Origin of the sequence: Bernardetia aquimarina, from assembly GCF_042180575.1 — a bacterium.
GTDB lineage: Bacteria > Bacteroidota > Bacteroidia > Cytophagales > Bernardetiaceae > Bernardetia.
In genome coordinates this window covers 422864-441895 of sequence record NZ_CP170094.1, presented here as the reverse complement: position 1 = coordinate 441895, position 19032 = coordinate 422864, and the positions used below count along the sequence as shown (strand labels likewise).

Annotated in this window: 15 protein-coding genes and 1 riboswitch; of the genes, 6 read left to right on the top strand and 9 right to left on the bottom strand. The window is 31.0% G+C overall.

The genetic code is table 11. The features are described 5' to 3' along the window. A riboswitch (TPP riboswitch) is annotated at positions 1-145 on the bottom strand. 242 nt (positions 146-387) lie between these two features. Further along, complete coding sequence (locus tag ACE193_RS01785) at positions 388-1044, top strand: phosphoribosylanthranilate isomerase (protein ID WP_375561309.1); 657 nt, start codon at positions 388-390, stop codon at positions 1042-1044. Positions 1045-1105: 61 nt separating this feature from the next. Here ACE193_RS01785 and ACE193_RS01780 read toward each other — a convergent pair whose 3' ends face one another. The 8 genes from ACE193_RS01780 to ACE193_RS01745 all read right to left on the bottom strand — a co-directional run bounded on the left by ACE193_RS01780 (position 1106) and on the right by ACE193_RS01745 (position 8651). After that, positions 1106-1576: a hypothetical protein gene (locus tag ACE193_RS01780; protein ID WP_375561308.1), complete on the bottom strand. Its 471-nt coding sequence runs from the start codon at positions 1574-1576 to the stop codon at positions 1106-1108. A 108-nt stretch (positions 1577-1684) separates the two neighbouring features. Continuing rightward, positions 1685-3283 (bottom strand): hypothetical protein, encoded by a 1599-nt coding sequence (locus ACE193_RS01775; RefSeq protein ID WP_375561307.1) that lies wholly within the window; start codon positions 3281-3283, stop codon positions 1685-1687. Between the two features lie 6 nt (positions 3284-3289). Then, positions 3290-4042, bottom strand: coding sequence for a hypothetical protein (locus ACE193_RS01770; RefSeq protein ID WP_375561306.1), 753 nt, complete (start codon positions 4040-4042; stop codon positions 3290-3292). Positions 4043-4343: 301 nt separating this feature from the next. Beyond that, positions 4344-4970 carry a hypothetical protein gene (locus ACE193_RS01765; RefSeq protein WP_375561305.1) on the bottom strand — a complete coding sequence of 209 codons (627 nt, stop codon included), beginning with the start codon at positions 4968-4970 and terminating at the stop codon, positions 4344-4346. 271 nt (positions 4971-5241) lie between these two features. Next, complete coding sequence (locus ACE193_RS01760; RefSeq protein ID WP_375561304.1) at positions 5242-5853, bottom strand: DUF3575 domain-containing protein; 612 nt, start codon at positions 5851-5853, stop codon at positions 5242-5244. A 1-nt stretch (position 5854) separates the two neighbouring features. Beyond that, the gene (locus tag ACE193_RS01755; RefSeq protein ID WP_375561303.1) at positions 5855-7327 is read right to left on the bottom strand and encodes a hypothetical protein; all 1473 of its coding nucleotides are present in this window, start codon (positions 7325-7327) and stop codon (positions 5855-5857) included. Between the two features lie 18 nt (positions 7328-7345). Beyond that, positions 7346-7921 (bottom strand): MarC family protein, encoded by a 576-nt coding sequence (locus ACE193_RS01750; RefSeq protein ID WP_375561302.1) that lies wholly within the window; start codon positions 7919-7921, stop codon positions 7346-7348. Positions 7922-8048: 127 nt separating this feature from the next. Beyond that, positions 8049-8651, bottom strand: a complete 603-nt coding sequence (locus ACE193_RS01745) for a DUF502 domain-containing protein (RefSeq protein ID WP_375561301.1) — start codon at positions 8649-8651, stop codon at positions 8049-8051. Positions 8652-8883: 232 nt separating this feature from the next. On the opposite strand from ACE193_RS01745, the gene purB reads away from it, so the two are divergent. The 5 genes from purB (at position 8884) to bshA (ending at position 14475) form a co-directional block, all read left to right on the top strand. Then, positions 8884-10227: an adenylosuccinate lyase gene (gene purB / locus ACE193_RS01740; protein WP_375561300.1), complete on the top strand. Its 1344-nt coding sequence runs from the start codon at positions 8884-8886 to the stop codon at positions 10225-10227. 344 nt (positions 10228-10571) lie between these two features. Continuing rightward, the gene (locus ACE193_RS01735; RefSeq protein ID WP_375561299.1) at positions 10572-11837 is read left to right on the top strand and encodes a DnaJ domain-containing protein; all 1266 of its coding nucleotides are present in this window, start codon (positions 10572-10574) and stop codon (positions 11835-11837) included. A 277-nt stretch (positions 11838-12114) separates the two neighbouring features. After that, complete coding sequence (locus ACE193_RS01730) at positions 12115-12627, top strand: hypothetical protein (protein ID WP_375561298.1); 513 nt, start codon at positions 12115-12117, stop codon at positions 12625-12627. Positions 12628-12858: 231 nt separating this feature from the next. Beyond that, complete coding sequence (gene ytxJ, locus ACE193_RS01725) at positions 12859-13248, top strand: bacillithiol system redox-active protein YtxJ (protein ID WP_375561297.1); 390 nt, start codon at positions 12859-12861, stop codon at positions 13246-13248. 87 nt (positions 13249-13335) lie between these two features. After that, positions 13336-14475, top strand: a complete 1140-nt coding sequence (gene bshA / locus ACE193_RS01720) for an N-acetyl-alpha-D-glucosaminyl L-malate synthase BshA (protein ID WP_375561296.1) — start codon at positions 13336-13338, stop codon at positions 14473-14475. Between the two features lie 98 nt (positions 14476-14573). On the opposite strand, the gene ACE193_RS01715 is transcribed toward bshA, so the two are convergent. After that, positions 14574-18998 (bottom strand): MG2 domain-containing protein, encoded by a 4425-nt coding sequence (locus ACE193_RS01715; protein ID WP_375561295.1) that lies wholly within the window; start codon positions 18996-18998, stop codon positions 14574-14576. Positions 18999-19032 lie beyond the last annotated feature (34 nt).

Below are 19032 nucleotides of genomic sequence, written 5' to 3'. Positions count from 1 at the left end.
AAAAATGAAGGAGCGAATCCCTACGCTTGCATTACCAAGTTCAGGTTCATCTACAAAATTTTGTATAGGGTATAATCTCAGCTTTTGATTTTCTTTTTTGCTTTGAAAAGAAATAAGAAAATCATCAGCACCCCTTTCGCAAGTGCAAAGGTAAACGAATTTTTTAGATAGATGCAAATAAATATTTGTGAAGTCTTTTTTTACCTTGAAGAGTAAGCCATAAAAATAATTTTAGTTTTTCATCAAAAATTTGTAGTTTAGTAGAATATAAATTTTTTATGGTATTTTTTTTATATCTATCAAAAAATAAATCAAACAAAATAGGCTATTAGTTTGTCGAAGAAAGTAAATATTGATTACTCACGATACCGTTTTAATTAAGAAAAAATGTCTTTTCCTCTCATAAAAGTTTGTGGAATGCGTGATGCTCAAAATATTGAGCAAATAGCTTCTCTTTGCCCAGATTTTGTAGGATTTATTTTTTATCCTCGTTCGAAGCGTTATGTTCGTCAATCAGATTTGTGTACAGAAAAGTTAGATACGTTACTACCAAAAGGTTTGCCTATTTCTATCAAGCGAGTTGGTGTTTTTGTGGAATCTCCCGATGCAGAAGTAGAGCGAATTGCTAATCAATGGAAATTAGATTTTGTGCAACTTCATGGGAATGAATCGCCTGCCTTTTGTCAAAAATTAAAAGAAAAAGGGTTTAAAATTATCAAGGTTTTTTCGGTAGGGAAAGAAGGAATTTCATTACCTCTGATGCGTCAGTATGAAGACTTTGTAGATTATTTTTTGTTTGATACTCAAACACCAAACTATGGAGGAAGTGGACATAAATTTGACTGGGAAATGCTTAAAATTTATGATTTAGAAACTCCTTTTATGTTAAGTGGTGGGATTTCTCTACAAGATGTAGAAAAATTAAAGGGACATATTCATCACAAATGTATTGGTTTTGATGTCAATAGCAAGTTCGAAACAGCTCCTGCTAAAAAGAACCCAATACTAATTGAAGAGTTTATTACTATGATGAGAAAAAAGTAATAAAAAAAATAACACAAACTTTACTATTTGCGTTATTCAATAAAAATTTGATGTTTTTTACTTATTCAATAGCCCATTGTGCGCTCCACCATCCACTTTGAATGTTACCTAGTTGTAAATTTCCATGTTCATTGTGTAAGTAAGTTCCTTTCCAACGGTTTTTTATCCTTACAAATCCATCTCCTGCGTTTTCGATGACCCATTGTGCACTCCACCATCCACTTTCAATTTTTCCAATTTCTAGTTTTCCACTTTCATTGTTTAAGTAGGTGTTTTTCCAGCGATTTTTTATTCTTACAAATCCATCTCCAGCATCTTCAATTACCCATTGTGCACTCCACCAACTGTTTTCAATTTTGCCAGTTTCTACTTTTCCAAACTCAACATGGATGTATTGGTTAGGTTTCCATCGGTTTTTGAAAAAATTGAATTTATTCTTTTGAAGTGTTGTAATTGAGGATTCTGAAAATGATTTTTGAGGAAACACATTATGTGTGCTTAAAAGTAGTACAAGTGTTAATAAGATTTTCATAATAATAGTTTTTTACTTGTGTAAGATTTATTTGAAATACCTAGCCAACTATTAAGCCAAATTAACACTTTCTAATATTTATTAATGGGAGCTTTCAAAAGAAGTATTTTACCTAACGACCTTATATAATCGAATGGTAGTTGTATCTTGAACCTGTTTTTGCCATAAATCGTAGCTTTCTGAAAAATTCAAACCTAAATACTGACTGTGTTCTACATATAAAAAGGGTTCTGAAAGTGTGGGTTCTTTCCATTCTTTCAGAAGTTTATATTTCTGTTCATATTTATTTCTGATTGAATATTTTATTGTTTTATCTTTCATTATTGTTTCTGCTTCCAAACAATCATTAGCCAAAATACAATAATCATCTGTTAGAATGTAAGAAACAGAATCTGAAATAGAGAGATTGGTATCAAAATTTTGAGGTAAGATAAAATAATTAATCGTCTCTTTTTCTAAAAATGGAATTGGTTGTAGTGTTCCTTTCAAGTAGATTTTATGGATTTGATTTTCTATTATGTAAGCAGTTGTTGCATTGTAGGAAGAAGAAGAATAGGAATAAATATGAGCCATAATAAGCCAACAATTATAGAATATTCCTAAAAAAAGCAACCATTTTCCAGATTTATTGAGAAGTTCTCCAAACAAAAATGCCCAAGCAGAAAGTGCATAAGCAAGAATCAAAACCAAAATCCATATACGAGGAGCTTTTTCTAAAAAAAATGTCGGAAGAGCAATAGAAGCCAAAAGTAAAAGCCAAAAAATAATTTTTTGATTAATTAATTCATTCCAGTCAAATGAAAAAGAAGTTTTGTTGTCTTTAGTTTTATTTTCATTTCGTTTCAAAAACTTCTTGATTACAGAAAAAATAACCATTCCCATTCCTATCCAAATCAAAGGATTTTCGAAATAAAAAATGTATTTGAAGTAATAAAGCAAATCAAATTCTACCCAAGATTCTCCTGTAACTTCTCGCTCATGTGCTTCAAAAATTAAATAATATAAATTACCCAAATAAGCCGTCCATTTTCCTGTAAGTAATTGTCCAGTTAATGTCCAAAATCCACCAAAAAGAACATTTATTCCACCAAAAAGAGCTGTTTTTTTGATAAAATCAAGAATGGAATTTTGATAAAATAAGTAGCCAAAAACAAAAGGCAAAATCAATATTGATTTGTAATTAAAACCAAAAGCAATCGCAAAATAAATACTTAGATAGATGATAGATTTGTGATTTTTACTTTTAAAAGTTAGTTTCCGAAGTTGATTCAAAGTAAGAATGACAAAAAGCAAACTTCCATTATCAATCGTCAAGCAACGTCCAGAATAAACGAGTAAAGGAGAACTTCCCACAAAAATAGCCAAGAAAAAAGCTGCCGTAGCTGAAAATTTCCAATCTTTTTTCAGAATAGAACTCAAAAACAGAATAGCCATAATCTGTAAACTTGCTTCTGCATAAACTAAAAAAGTAAACGAATTAGAAATATTTTGAAATGCAAAGTAGGATAAAGCATCAAAAATATGTAAAAAAGGTGCAGCATGATGAAAAAGCATCGAAAAGTCGCCTTCTACTATTTTTTTTGCAGACAAAAAATTAGTTATGGCATCATAATCATGCAAACCTAATTCAGATAAACGAAAAAAACGAAGCAAAAATAAAAAAATAAAAGCGACAACAAGCCAAAGATAATTCTTAGAGTTATTCATTATATTCTACTTTGAAATAATTTTTAATGCCTCTTCTTTTTTAGGAAAATCTGGAATATTCATAATGGCTGAATGCAGTCCTAATACTCCTAACTGACTTTCTATGAGAGCAAGTTTTTCGAAACCCACACCTATCAGAGTTGCCAATTTTTGAGATTTGGGATAGTTACTCTTATTCAAATCTATTTTTTCATTTATGTCCATGTGCAGTTTTGCAGCTTCTTGATATACATCTAAATAACTTTGTAATTGACTTTGCTTAGATAAAGACTCATTTTTTTTATTTATCAGATAATCTTTGCCTTTTTGAGGGAGAGAAAGTCTGTTGAAACGCATGAGTAGAGTAAGTCTTTTGGCTTCTTTTGTTTTTGCACTATCAGTAGGCATTGCATCAACTATTTTTTCTAATTCATAAACTCCAAATTTTGCAGAAATTTGACAAACTTGTTCGTGATTAAGGTTGGTTAGTTCGCTTAATTTGGTAAGATAAGCATTGTTTTTATTATCTTTTGTTTCAAAATCTGTAATACTTGCTGTTTGTTCTGTTTTGCGAAATGACTCTATAAATTGTTTTTGATGAGGTTTTAATTCATCAGAGTTAGCTTTTTTTTGTGTAAGTGTAGAATCTATTTTGCTTTTTTGATTAAATATCTCTTCACTTTGTGTGGTTTTTTCTTCTTTTTTATTTTCACAACCAAAATTAAAAGCGATTATTGAAATGATAAATAGTTTTTTGATAGTTTTTAGATTGGTTTTCATAGAAATAAAACAGTTGAAAAATTTTAAGGCTCTTACCTAATATTGGACTGTTAGGAAATATTGTGTAATATTACCAAATTTTATTCGGTGTAAATATCATTTTTTCTATAGAATTGGGTTTGCAAACCCAATTCTATGGAAAAAACAAAACTATATATTGTTGAAAAATGAGATAATCAAAATTATATTAGTATCCGTCCAAAATCCATTAAGAGCCAATTTTAAAAAACAAAGGTAACAAAAAAGCATATTCTACTAAAAGAATATGCTTTTTATTTAAACTGAAAATGCGTCGTAAAAATTATTTTCCTGTAAGAGCAGTAAATACAGCATTTAGATTTTCACTTCCTCTCAATTTTTCTAAATTATCATTTGGCATATCAGCACGAAAAAGGTCTCCTATTTTATTTCCAACAAGAGAATTAAGGTCTGTTCCTGCATATTGTTTTGCTACTTCTTCTGCCTTTTGGCGAGTAATACTTCCTTCTTGCATATATTTTTCCATCATTTTTGCATCTTCAGGATTCATAGATGCTTTTTGAGGTATAACTTTTATAGTTACTTCTGTCAAATCAGTGTGAATAAAAGTACGCATAGCAATAGAAACTAGACTTGCTTTTACAATATCTTGAATTTGAGCATCATCAGCACTTGCAGGAACAGCAGGAGAAATACGAATTTGTGTATCCGACATTTTCTCATACGTGTTGTTATCAGTGTTATAATCTCCCAAATCCATAATCATTTCATCAAGATTAACAAATTTTGTAGGAGCTGCTTGGTCTGTATTTACCGTTTCGGTTTCGTCAGTAGTTTCTTCTGTTGTTTCTTCAGTAGTACTTTCTGTACTAGCACAAGAAGAAAATGTTCCTATTGATAAGAGTAAAGAAAAAATAAGGAAATACGAGTATAAAGAATTATTTTTCATAAATTAGGGAAGTTCGTTTGATGGTAAGTTGATTGTTGAAAAGTTACGTGTTGTATAGTTTATATTGAGTTTTTAGCCAAAAAATATAAAGTAATTAAATAAATATTTTTATTTAGGTTGAATAAATATATTATTTGATTTATAACAAATTTATTACTTGAGTTGAATTTTCTGTAAAACTGAAATGTAACCGAAAATTACGAAAAAATTAGTAACTTTTGTTAAAAAGTAACAAGATAAAGAATATAAATTAATCTATTGAATTATTTCTTTAAAAAGCGTAGCCCAAATTTAGACCTATACGTGGAAAAACTCCTGCAATCGGAATAGGAATTTCTTGCTCTACAACATCTTCATTTTGATAATTGATAGTAACTTTATCTACATTATACCAAAAACCACCTAAGCCACCAAAAACATCTATCGAAAAATGATTTTTTATTAAAAAATTATACCCTGTCATAACTCCTAAACCATAATTATTAAAATTAACATTTGCTGTGCCTGTTGTACTTGCAGAGCCTCCATTAATAAAAATATCAGCATTCATACGAGCATAATTTGCATACGCACCCCCATAAAATCCACTTAATGCCTGCTGACTAAAATAGTATCGATATTCGGGCATAAACCCCCAATTTGTTAGATTTATTATACCTCCTACTGAGCCATCATTTTTTGTGTTGAAGTTTTTTTCTAGGTCGATATTTAAACGACTAACCAATAAACTCAAAGAAGAGTGTTCTGTAACAGCCACTTCTACGCCCAATGTATAGCGTCCCAAAATTGGATTAAATGGATTTATTTTGATAATAGCTTGTTGAGCAAAGCTTATTTGAAAAAATGAAAGGCAAAACAGAGCTAAAAAAAAGACTTTTTTCATGCTATTTTATTATTGATGTATTCTTAAAATTCTTTTGAAAAATATTTATACAATAATCAAACCCAATGGCTGAAAAGAGTAGTAGTAAGGTGTCTGCCTGTAATAAATAACGCATTTCTACTTGTCTGATAAAGAAATTTATGAAAATATACATAAAGATTATAAAAAATGATGCAGGGAAGAGTATCTTTTCTTTGAAAGAACAAATAATCAAAGTTATAAATCCAATACAAATTAAAAATGAACGGTAGCTAAACAATAATTTAATTACTATATTTTTTATTTGTGCTGATAAATTTTGAGATAGATTCTTATTAGAAGCAGAAGAAGAGTGTGAAGAGTTATTAAGAGAGAATTTGAAAAAAGATTTATATAAATTTTTTGAAGGAGTATAAAAATAATAATTTAAAGTATTATTTGATTTATAAGTATCAAAAAGACTATCATATTGTTTAGCTACTTTTTCTGTGCAATCTTCTTTTGAAGAAAGAGGACGCAGACTTTGCCATACTCTAAAAGAGCGACCACATTTTATAGATTGATTCATGATAGAATAAACTTGCTCTTTATTTTCTAGTGTAGGTGCAACCTTATTAGGTAAGTAGATAGGTTTCCCTTCTTCAATTACTTTTCCATCCTGCATATATTCTAAAACATAATTAGCCGAATCTGTCCAAGCATATAACCATGTACGACAGCTAGTCATGTCTTTATCAAATTCTTTATAACCAGAATTTTCTGTTTTTAATAGAATAATCCGTCCTGTGGTAATATAATTCCGAATAGGCCAAAGTGAATAAAGACTTCCAAAAACAAAACCTGAAATCAGTGTCCATTTTAAAAATTGTTGAAAGTCTTTTGCAAAAATGATATAAGCTATTCCTGCTGAAATTATCAAAATACCCAAATACTCTCTCGTATAAAAACACAAAGCAATAAAGATGCTTAAATAAATAGGATAAAATGTGTCTTTTTTTAAATCATAAACTAAATAAAAGAAAATTATAGTCAAAGAAGTAGCAATAGATTCTGTAAGAACAGGAGTTGTCCAAATGATAGTAAAAGGATAAAAAGCATACAAAAAAGTACCAATATAGGCTGTTCTAATTGTGGATATTTTTTTTAGTATAAAAAATAAACTTGCGACAGCCAAAAGTTCGATAAAGGCTTGAGAGTGTGCTAAAGCGATATAGGCATATTGCTTTCCAAAAATAAGATAATGAAATCCATAAAAAAGAGGGTAAGCTGGTAATCTTCCAAAATAAGCATCTGCATGATTCAAATCAAAAGAATAAATTCCTTTATTCCAAAGATTTAAAAATGAGTTTGTATAGGAAAATGAGTCACCAAAATAAAAAGGATTAGGATAATAAATAAATGCCCCCCACCAAATAAAAGACAAACGTACAATTAAACCTAAAAAAAGTAGTACATAAAGCCATTTATAGGTTTTACTATTTAAGACTTCTGACATAAAAAAATAAAAGTTATCTTATCCAATTACAATATTTGTTTTGATTAATTTTATAGCAATAGCTAGAAGTATGATGCCAAATACTTTACGCAAAACAGCTTTTCCTGTCGCTCCTAATTTTTTATCAATCCATTTTGAAGCACGTAATACAGCATAAATAACAATTAAATTAATAAAAATACTAATCAAAACACTTGCTTGAGAGTATTCAGCACGAAGCGAAATCAGTGTTGTCATTGTTCCTGCACCTGCAATAAGTGGAAAAGCCAAAGGAACAACCGTAGAATGACCAACTTCTGGGTCAGATTTGAAAAAATCTACTCCCAAAACCATCTCTAAGCCAATCAAAAACATAATCAAGCCACCTGCAATAGCAAAAGAAGCGACATCAAGACCAAAAAGCTGTAAAATTTCTTGTCCGACAAACAAAAAAGCAACCATCAAAACACCTGAAACGAGTGTTGCTTGTAAGGCTTTTAGTTCTCCATCATTTTTTTTACGTAAATCAATAATAATGGGAATTGAGCCTAAAATATCAATAACTGAAAATAAAATAAGTGATACTGAGGCAATTTCTTTAAAGTTAAAATCCATAATTGTTTTAGTTTTAAAGGAGGAGTGAGGGAATGAAAAAATGTTTTTGTATTTATATTTACGTCTAAAATCTGACATCTAACTTTGCATTTACTTCTGACTTCTAAAATCTGACTTCTTACTTTATTTACAAAAGGTCTTCTCCAAACTCTTTATCTTTGTTTTCTGCTAGTGCAAGTTCTGAAACACCTCCAGAGGCAATAAATTTCATAAGGTCAGCCGAGTTATCATAATCAATCGGTGTAATATTTTTGGCAGCCACTAAATATAAATTTCCTGAAATATTATAAGAGTGAGGAAAATAAACACCAATCAAATCATTGATTTTTAAGAGTGATAAATCCTCTGCTGTAATAAAACCAAGTCTATAAATTTCATTCTCGGCATTTAATTTTACCAAAACGGATTTACTAAATTTTTTTTCTTCTCCTACAAAAGCAGCCATCAAGTCTTTGATAGAAGTATAAATAAGACCAACCATAGGAAGACGCAAAAGCATCTTTTCAAACCATTCAAAAAAAGATTTTGCTACAAAAAGAGAGGTTAGATAACCAATAAAAGTAAGAGAAATCAAAATAACTATAATACCAACTCCCGAAGTGCGAAAGTTGAGTAATGAATCCATCCATTCCAAAAAAGAAATTACTACATAGATTGTTCCTGCTAGGGGAACTGTAATCAAAAGACCACGAAAAAAATAGGTAGTAATGGTTGAAAAAGTAATTTTCATAGTTTTGAGACCAAATTATATTTTCTCTTACACATTTAAAATTCTACAAAGGTCTATATTTTCTACCATAAAAAATAATTATTAATCAATTTAGAAGCTAGAAATTAGATTTTAGAATTAAATACGAAATCAAGCATAAATTTAGAGTTTAGAAGTTTTATATTTGCAGGAATCAGAATTTTGTATTACTTCTGACTTTATACTTCTAACTTCTAATTTCTAACTTTAATTCATGCTTACAGCCATTTCTCCTATTGATGGACGTTATCAGCGTCATACAAAATCATTACAAAATTATTTTTCAGAATATGCACTCATTCAAGCTCGTGTACGAGTCGAAATTGAGTATTTTATTGCTCTCTGTAAAGTACCTAAAACAGAACTTTCTCAACTTCCAGAACTTTCAGAAAATCAAATTTCTTATTTAAGAAAAATCTATACTGATTTTTCTTTAGAAAATGCTCAAAAAATAAAAGAAACAGAAAAAATTACTAATCACGATGTAAAAGCTGTTGAGTATTTTGTAAAAGAAGAATTAGAAAAACTGGATTTGGGAACATATAATGAATTTGTACATTTTGGTCTGACTTCTCAAGACATAAATAATACGGCTAATCCCATTTTGCTCAAAGAAGCAGAAGAAAAGATTCTTTTTGATGAAATAAATAGTATTATAGAAAAGCTAAATTCTATTTCTGAAGACTGGAAAGAGATTCCTTTGCTGTCACATACACACGGACAACCTGCTTCGCCTACACATCTAGGAAAAGAAATTAAAGTATTTGCTTATCGTTTGGAAAAGCAATTCGAAAACCTCAAAACGCTGCCTCATACAGGCAAATTTGGAGGTGCAACAGGAAATTTTAATGCTCACAAAGTAGCCTATCCAAAGACAGATTGGAGAACTTTTGGAAAGAGTTTTTTAGCAACTCATTTGGGGTTAGAACGTCAAGAATGGACAACTCAAATTGATAATTATGATTTTTTGGCTGCAAGATTAGATGCTTACAAACGAATAAATACTATTTTGATAGATTTTAGTAGAGATATTTGGGCGTATGTTTCGATGGGGTATTTCAAACAAAAAATAAATCCGAATGAAGTAGGTTCTTCAGCAATGCCACACAAAGTCAATCCAATAGATTTTGAAAATGCAGAGGGAAATTTGGGTATTTCAACAGCTCTTTTCGAACATTTATCTACAAAACTTCCTATTTCTAGGCTACAACGTGATTTGACAGACTCTACCGTTTTGAGAAATATAGGTGTGCCTTTTGGTCATTTTTTGATTGCTCTCAAGTCTCTTCAAAAAGGAATTTCGAAATTAGAAATCAATGAAGCCAAAATAAAAGCTGATTTAGAAAATAACTGGGCAGTAGTAGCCGAAGCAATTCAAACTGTTTTGAGAAGAGAAAATTACCCAAAACCGTATGAAGCCTTAAAAGCTCTCACACGAACAGGAAAAACAATGAATGAGGAAACAATACATGAGTTTATCAAAACCTTAAATGTTTCGGAGGAGGTAAAAAATGAACTGTTAGAAATTACACCTTTTAATTTTACAGGTTACAATTAAATAAAGTAAGACCTGCCAAAGTAGCGAAGCTAATTCAGATTTATGAAGTAAGAAGTAAATAAAATATAAATTATTTGTAGGGAAAAGGCTTGCCTTTTCCTATACAAGTAATTAGAAGTTTATGATTTTTAGCGTTAAAAAGACAAAATAATTAGTAAGAGTTATAAAAATTTTGTAACTTTTATAAGTTGTTAATTAATTAAATAGCTTGTCAAAAAATCAATTTAAAAGGTGTAAACATAATGATTATTAACAAGTTATAGTGTAAAATATAAATTGAATAAAGAGTGAAATAAATTTTTATAGAAAAATCATATAAATTATAAAAAAGCGACAAACGAGCAATGCAAAATCATTATACTACTTTAGGGATTCCAGAACTTGCCTCTCAAGAGGAAGCTAAAGTAGCTTTTAAACGGTTGGCAGTAGAATATCATCCAGACAAAAATCCCAATAATCCAGTTGCAGAAGAGCTTTTTAAGCAGATTAATGAAGCCTATCAAGTTTTATCTAATCCAGTTGCAAAAGAAAATTATGATGTAACACTGCGTTTTGTTTATTCATATAGTTATTACGCCAATCAGCGTCCTAAAGAAGCAGACCAAAATTTCCAACGTTATCATACAGAGCGACACAAAGATCCAAAAAATACAAATCTTTATTCGACCTTAATTTCTATTACTTTTATAGTTTATATGTTTTTGGTAGTGCATTCTGTGCATGAATTTTTGAGCAGAGTATATTATTATAGTGCTTTACAAAGTATTGAAGTAGAAAATTATAACGAAGCTATTGAAGAGCTTAGTTATGCTATTGCTTATGACCATTCTTTTTCAACGGCATATTATTTAAGAGCAAAATTATACGCAGAACACTTTAAATTCCCTAATGGGGCATTGAAAGATTATACAAAAGCGATTGAAAATGCACTTATTCAAGAAAGTGATTTTTATTTGGAAAGAGGAATTGCATACGGACAGGTTGATGAAAAACAAGGCGCAATTACAGATTTTGTAACAGCTCTGGATTTGAGTAAATATGAACAAAAAACAGCTCGTGAAATAGCCGATGAATATTATAACAGACTCAAAGAATATGAATTAGCCATAGAAATTTATACTACTTTAATTCGTCAAGATTCCACACAATCTACTTATTATGAGCAACGTGCATTAGCTTACGCAAATCTTCAAAATGATAATTTGGCACAACAAGATTTTGAAACAGTAATTCAAAAGAGTGAAAATTCAATTCAAAAACGAACAGAAATAATAGAAAAACTAGAGAATGAAGTCAAAAATTATGCTTTAGCTTTAAAAAATAATTTGATTCTTATCAATGAAAACCCAACAGAATCAAGCTTTCATCATACTCGTTCGAATTTGTTTTTTAAATTAAATAAGGAGAAACAAGGAATGTATAATTTAGATTTGGCTATTCTATATAACAAGGGAAATAAAGAACTTTATATGCAAAGAGCTGAGTTGTTATTAAATCTTGACCAACCTCAAAAAGCCTGTCAGGACTGGGTAAAGGCGAAAGAATTAGGAAACACAATTAAACATACGACATTAGATTTTTTCTGTTTTGATGACGAAAAAACAAATTGATTTTTTAGAGTTATTTGAAATTCAGAGTTTAGCTTGACTTGTCAATTATTCATTTTTTTTAATATACTGCAACATTTTGTTCAAAAAAATAGTCTTGTCATAAAGTTTTTATGTGTAATTTTGCATCTTATTAAAAATTAAGGTTCTCTGATAATTTTTGCACTATGTCGTTGGTGTCCCCACCGATGACCATCAATATTCAAAATTCGAATAAAATCAATAAGGTGCAAAAATTGTCAAACAACCAAAGTTAAAATCACTAAAATTATAAAATAGTATGAATATTCAATCAAATCAAAAAAAGAATTCAATTTATCTACTTGTTTTATTTACTCTCGTTTCTCTATTTGTTTTTAGTTCTTGTGGAGGTAAAGAAGATACACCTGAAAAGTTGGATTATGCTACTCTAATAAGTGGAGAATATGAAGGAACTCTTACGGTAGGTGAAAATCTAAACTTTGTTAGTAACGCTACTTTATCTAAAGGAAGTACAGAAACTGAAATGATTTTTACTGAAAAACTCAAAAAGGCAGATGAAACAGATAGCACTACTACTTTCAAAATAGAACTAAGAGATTTGAATTCTAGTAAAGCTATTGCATTGAGAATACCTCAACAAACTATTCAAGGAGTAACAATAGTAGGAATTGCTTTAGATGAAACAGATCCACAAGGAATACAAGGTTATTTTTTCTATCAAGATGAGGAGGGAGAAAAATTGAATGATATTACTTTTTTGATTACTGCTAATAATGGTAATTACTATTACAATTATTCAAAAGTAGAGTAATTTGAGAATTCATTTTATTGAAATAGAGAAAGACAAATTCGAATCTGAATTTGTCTTTTTTTTGTCAAAAATAAATTTAAAAGATAGAATACTCAATGGGAACATTTAAAAAAACACAAAGAATGACTAGAATTACAATTTTTTTGAAAAACTCCACTTTTTATGCAAACTTTATACTCAAAGACACGTTTTGAATACAAATTTTAAGTCAATCATTTAATAAAAAACTCAATGAATTTAGTTACAAAATTCATTTCCAAACTCTTTAACGAACAAGTAATGAACTGGAACAAACTAGAAACACCCGAAACACTTCAAAAAATTATTAAAAACTCTGATACTACTCCTGTTCTTATTTTCAAGCACAGTACACGTTGTTCTATAAGTTCGATGGCTCTTTCTCGTTTCGAACGTCAATGGAATCAAGAAAAAATGGGAAATGTAGAACCGTATTATTTAGATTTAATTCAGTACAGAAATATTTCAAATCTGATTGCAGATGAATTAGGTATCAATCATGAATCTCCTCAAATTTTGTTAGTGGAAAACGGAAAATGTACTTATCATGCGTCTCACTCAGCTATTTACTTTGATGATTTGGTATTAAAAGCAAACGCTTAAAAAGAAAATATAAATATTAAATTAGGGAAAAGATAATACAAATTTTAATCATACTCTTTCTTACTTTTTACAAACTCATCAAAATTCATGAAAATAGGAATCGTCTGTTATCCTACTTATGGTGGAAGTGGCGTAGTGGCTACTGAACTAGGAAAAGCACTTGCAGAAGCAGGGCATAAGGTTCATTTTATTACTTACGACCAACCTTCACGCCTTGCCCTTTTGAGTGGCAACATTTTTTATCATAAAGTCGATATCAGAACATATCCACTTTTCAAATATCCTCCTTACGAACTTGCTCTTGCCAGCAAAATGGTAAATGTAGTCAAATGTGAAAAACTTGACCTTCTGCATGTGCATTATGCTATTCCTCACGCCTCTTCTGCATATATGGCAAAACAGATTTTGAGAGCAGAAGGCATACAAATTCCAGTAGTTACTACCTTGCACGGAACAGATATTACGCTTGTCGGAAAAGACCCAAGTTATGAACCTGTGGTTACGTTTAGTATTAATGAGTCAGATGGAGTAACGGCAGTTTCGGATAGTCTTCGTCAACAAACATATAATACCTTTAAGGTTACCAAAGATATTGATGTAATTCCAAATTTTATTGATTTGGAGCGTTTTAAGAAACAGAAAAAAGACCATTTCAAAAAGGCTATTTGTCCCAATGATGAAAAATTAGTTGTTCATACTTCTAATTTTAGAAAAGTAAAACGTATTGATGATGTAATTAAAGTTTTTGCTAAAATCAGAAAACAGATTGAAGCCAAATTATTACTCGTCGGAGAAGGACCTGAAAGACGAGCCATGGAAGACCTTGTAAAAGAATTAAATCTCTCTAATGATGTTCGTTTTTTGGGAGAAATTGATGCGATTGAAGAGGTCTTGTCAGTAGCAGATTTGTTTGTGATGCCGTCTGAAACGGAGAGCTTTGGTTTGGCTGCTTTGGAAGCAATGGCTTGTGAAGTTCCAGTAATTTCTAGTAATGCAGGTGGACTTATAGAACTCAATGTACAGGGGGTAAGTGGGTTTATGAGTAATGTGGGCGATGTAGAAGATATGGCAAAAAATGCTTTGATTATCTTAGATGATGATAATTTGCCTACTTTTAAAGAAAATGCCCTCAAACGAGCAAAAGAATTTGAGCTTTCAAATATTTTACCTTTGTATGAAAAAGTCTATCATAAGGCTGTGGAGAGAGTAAAAGATTTGGTTGTTTAAAGAATAGGAAATAAATTTGAATATATTTTAGGAACTAAAAAACGGCTATTCATTTTTTTGATGAATAGCCGTTTTATATTGAAGTTAAATTTAACTATTTACTGCTGACTGGTAACTGAAATGCCTTTTTTCCAGTCTTTAAATTCAGAAGTATAATAAAGATATGCTGAAGAAGCTGCACCTTCATATTCTCCTGCTAAATCAGCTTTCAAGTCAAGGTTGATTACTTTTTTCTCACTTGGAATCATCTGACGATAATAAAAAACAACACTATGCTCACGAATTTCATAAAAATCAACTTTGTTCTTTTCTATGAGTTCTTTGAGCTGCCAAGGTTGTGCAGAAAGTCCTCCCGGTAAACCTACAATCGCAATAGTCATTGGCAAACCTTCTTTGGTAGTGTTTTCTAAAGTGGTTGTAAGCCTAACTGTTTCGCCTACTTTTACTTTACTTTCTGCCAAACTTGTTTCTAACTTTACGCTGCATTTATCGCTACTTTTTGGTAAATCTGTAAACCATTCTGCCGAAAATGTATAAGGTAAAGGTTCTTTTACACCTACATAATTGATGCGAACAGTATTTTTACCAGCCTTCAAATATTTGCCTAAATTTTCTACTTCAATGGCATTTTGTTCTCCTGCTTCGTAGTGTGCAGTTGTTATTTTTTTGCCATTTACATAAATTTCAATATCACCATTTTCAGGTGTTCTTTGTGCATATTTTGCATACGTAGTCAAAGATTTGAGAGCCAAAACAGTACTTTGTGTATTTCCAAAACCACCATAGGGCGAACGAGAACCAACTAAATATTTTACACCATTTTGCAAAATATTCATTCGTTTTTTGTCAGACTTCATCAAAGCAAGAAGAGCTAAAGAAGTCGTTTCAGCTGTCAGCCCTTGTCCTGTTGAGCGAGTAATGGAATGTTTTGTTCCTTCCCAAGAACCATTTTCTTTTTGTAGAGAAATAAGTGTTTCAAGAAGTTTTTCAGAACGTTTATTATTCAAATTCTGTAAAGTATTTACTACAAGTCCAATTAAATAAGGGTCTTGAGATTTTGTAGCATTTTGATAGGCTGCTTCTGCCTCAGCTTTAATATCCTTAAAACCTGCTTCTGAAAGTGAATAGGTAATATAAGCATTTGTGATGTCTTCATCTGCGCCACCAAAAGCATCTAATGCCTGTGGATTACGCTTAAAGCCACCTTTTCCATCTTTACGCTTCATCAACCAGTTGGTCGTTCTGGTTAGCATTTGTTCATCGACTAAATTTCCAGTAACGGCTGCCATATCTTTAAATTCCATCAAACCATAAGCAGTCAAGGCTTCATGTGCAGGATTTGCTCCAAACCATTCGTAACCTTTGTCTTTTGTTTCGAAAGAAATCAAACGTTTGTAGCCTTTTTCTGTCAATGCTGTTGCTTTTTCTAAGGCTGCTTGTTGTTCAGTAGTTAGATTTTTTTGAACAGAAAGATAATCCATAACCAAAAGATTTGGATAAGTAGAAGATGATGTTTGCTCAAAACAACCATAAGGCTCTCTCAAAATAGATTCAATTCCTGCCAAAAGGTCGTCCAAAACAGAAGGAAAAGCCGTAAAAGTAGCCTTGCTTGTCCCCATTACAGGACTTGCAATTTCAAACGAATAAGTTTTATCAGCACTTTCTCCAGATAAAGCAATGGCAGCAGGAAATCCTTTTGAAAAGACTTCAACTTCTTGCTCAAAACGGTCTTGAACGCCATTTTGCCCAACAAACTGAACAATAAATTTACCTTTTCCAGCTTCGTTTTCAATCAAAAAATCCATATTGACAACCTTTGTTTCATTCGGTTTTAAGGTTATTCTATTTTTCCATTTACTTTCCGAAACAGCAATCCAAGAAGAAGGATAATCAGCCGAAACTGTTCCACTGAGTTCTTTTTCTGTATTGTTTTGTAACATCAAAGGAATAGAAATTTTATCTCCCATTGACATAAATAAAGGCAACTTTGTATCTAAACTAAAAGGTAATTGTGTATAAAAAACAGTTTCCGTTCTTCCAATTCCTCCATCAGATGCAATTCCTTCACAAACAGCACGAAACGCAGTAATTTCGTCAGACATATAAAACTCTACTTGTGATTTTCCTTTTGCATCAACTTTTATATTTCCACTCCAAAAAACGGTACTTCTAAAATCAGTTCTTGATGTAGGTTTACTTTCTTCTTTTTTAGAATAATCAACGACAGGAAAAACTCTAGCACGATGATAAGTTATGACTGGAAGGTTTGGTTTTTGTTCTTTTCTTTCATCTTTGAAAAAACCTTCAAACTCTCCAAATTCGTCATCATCAAGTCGTAATTCACCTACTACTACTTCTGCCATTAATTCTTCCTTTTCTTCTTCAATGATAGGGTTATTTTCTACTATCATTTCATCTTTTGGCATTTCAGCCATTACGATTTTATCCTCAAATACTGCATCTTCCTCTACTGCTCCACCTGCTCTCATTTCTTGCATTGCCATCATAGGAGCTGCTCCTAAAGCATTTCTACGCTTCATCATCTTCTTTACATCATACAACTGAATTGAATAATTTTGAGAATAGGCTGTAACATATTGAGTCTGAGATATTGTTTTAGAGTTATTAGAAACTTTTAAAGTAATAGGTTCATAGAGTTTGTAGTTTGTAAATTCAAAATAGCCTTTATTATCTGTTTTGGTAGAAATATCTTTTCCCTGAATTTCTACTTTTACATTTTTGGCAGGTTTTCCATTCTCATCATTTACAATTCCTGCAATAATTGCTTTTTCTGCATTATATTTTAGAGTAATAGACGATTTTTGCACTTGCTCCCAAGTAAATTTTCTCCAGCCGTGTGTAAGCATCAATAAATCTCTAGCTTGTGCAGATTTTTCTTCTTTATCGTCAAAATAAAAACGAGGTTCTTTTACTTCTCCTTTCAAATCAGCTTCTAATAAAAGATGCGAAAGAATATGACTAGATTTATCATCAGCAAAAGAAAGTAATTTATCATCGACAACAGAAAGCGACAAATTGGCTGGCATCGGAATACCTCTATGGTCAGTAACTTTAATATCTAACGTAACTTTTTCACGAGGTTGGTATTTATCTTTGTTTGATTTTACTTCAATATTGAGTTGTTTGTCGGTATTCAAGAATACCAAACGCTCTGCTCGTTCTATTTTTTTAGAATCAAAAAGTGTAAAATTAGCTACTCCAATAGGCATTTCATCCGTCGGAATATTGATAGTAGTTGAACCTTTTTTGACTGAAACTTTCTTTGAAAAAATAATTTCTCCACGTAGTTTGCCCACCAAAAATACTTCTTCCATTAGAGGCGAATAAATAGAAAACTTCAAATTTGAGGTGTCATACGTTTTTTCTTTATCAGATTTCGAAACAGGAAAGTTTAATTTTAATCCATAACCAATCTCTACCGTTTCAGGTAACTTATACGTCGTTTCTACTCCTTTTGGTTGTGTGATTTTGGCTGTATAAGTTTCATTTTCTTTTGCTTCAAACTCAAAACTCCCCATTCCTTTATGAAATGATGAAAAATTACCAACTTCTTTTCCTTTGCTGTTTAAAACAACTCCTTGAACATCAGCAGGTTTTCCAAATTCGTCTTTACACCAAAAAGCTATATTTGAAGCTGTATTAGCTAAAATATCTCCACCTTCTGGAAAAAATTGTAAATCAAAAACGGTATTTGCTAAAGGAATAGAACGAGAAATAGATTCTGTCTGTCCGTTGTGAGAAAGCAAAATATTCAAAAGTCCGTCGGCTGTGTCAAGTTTTTTAGGAAGTTCGAAAGTGATTGTAGTTTTTCCTTCTGCGTCTGTTTTGGTTTTTGATTTTGAAATAACTTGCCCTTTCAAGCTCACTACAAAATCAACATCTTTGTCTGCAATGGCTTCATTAGTAAGGCTTTGCAAATCCAAATCAGCGTTTACTTTATCTCCTGCACCATAAGCATCTTTTTGAAAATCTAATTTCATTTTAAGACGAGGCAAAACTACTTTCTGAACTGTTATTTCTTTTTCAAAAATAAGTGGATTGCCATTTTGGTCTTTTGCTGTTTTATCTTCTATTACAAAATTTTCTTGCCATTTTGTATAGGCTTTTATTTTATAAAGTCCTCCTGCTGCATCTTCTCCTAAATCAAATTCGCCTGATGCTGTGCCTTCTTCCAAAATAAGTTGTAGTTTTTTGGCTACGTTTCCTTTTGGGTCAATGAATTCGACGTGCAGAATATCACTTCTTTTTGAAGGTTCTAAAGTCGTTTCATCTTGGACATAGGCTTGAAACCAAATTGTTTCGGAAGGTTTGTAAAAGGGTTTGTCTAAGTGTAAATAAACTCTTTCAGAACTGTAATTGCCTTGAAAAGTAGTATTTATTTCTGTTAATTTTTTGAGCCATTCGTCGCCAGTTTTTGAACGAAAACCCCAAAGAGTAACTGCGCCAGCCGTGAGTGCTGCGCCTGCAAGTAAGTGCCACATACGAAAAAAATTGAGTTGCATAATTGATGTATTAATAATAGGTAAATTAGGTAAT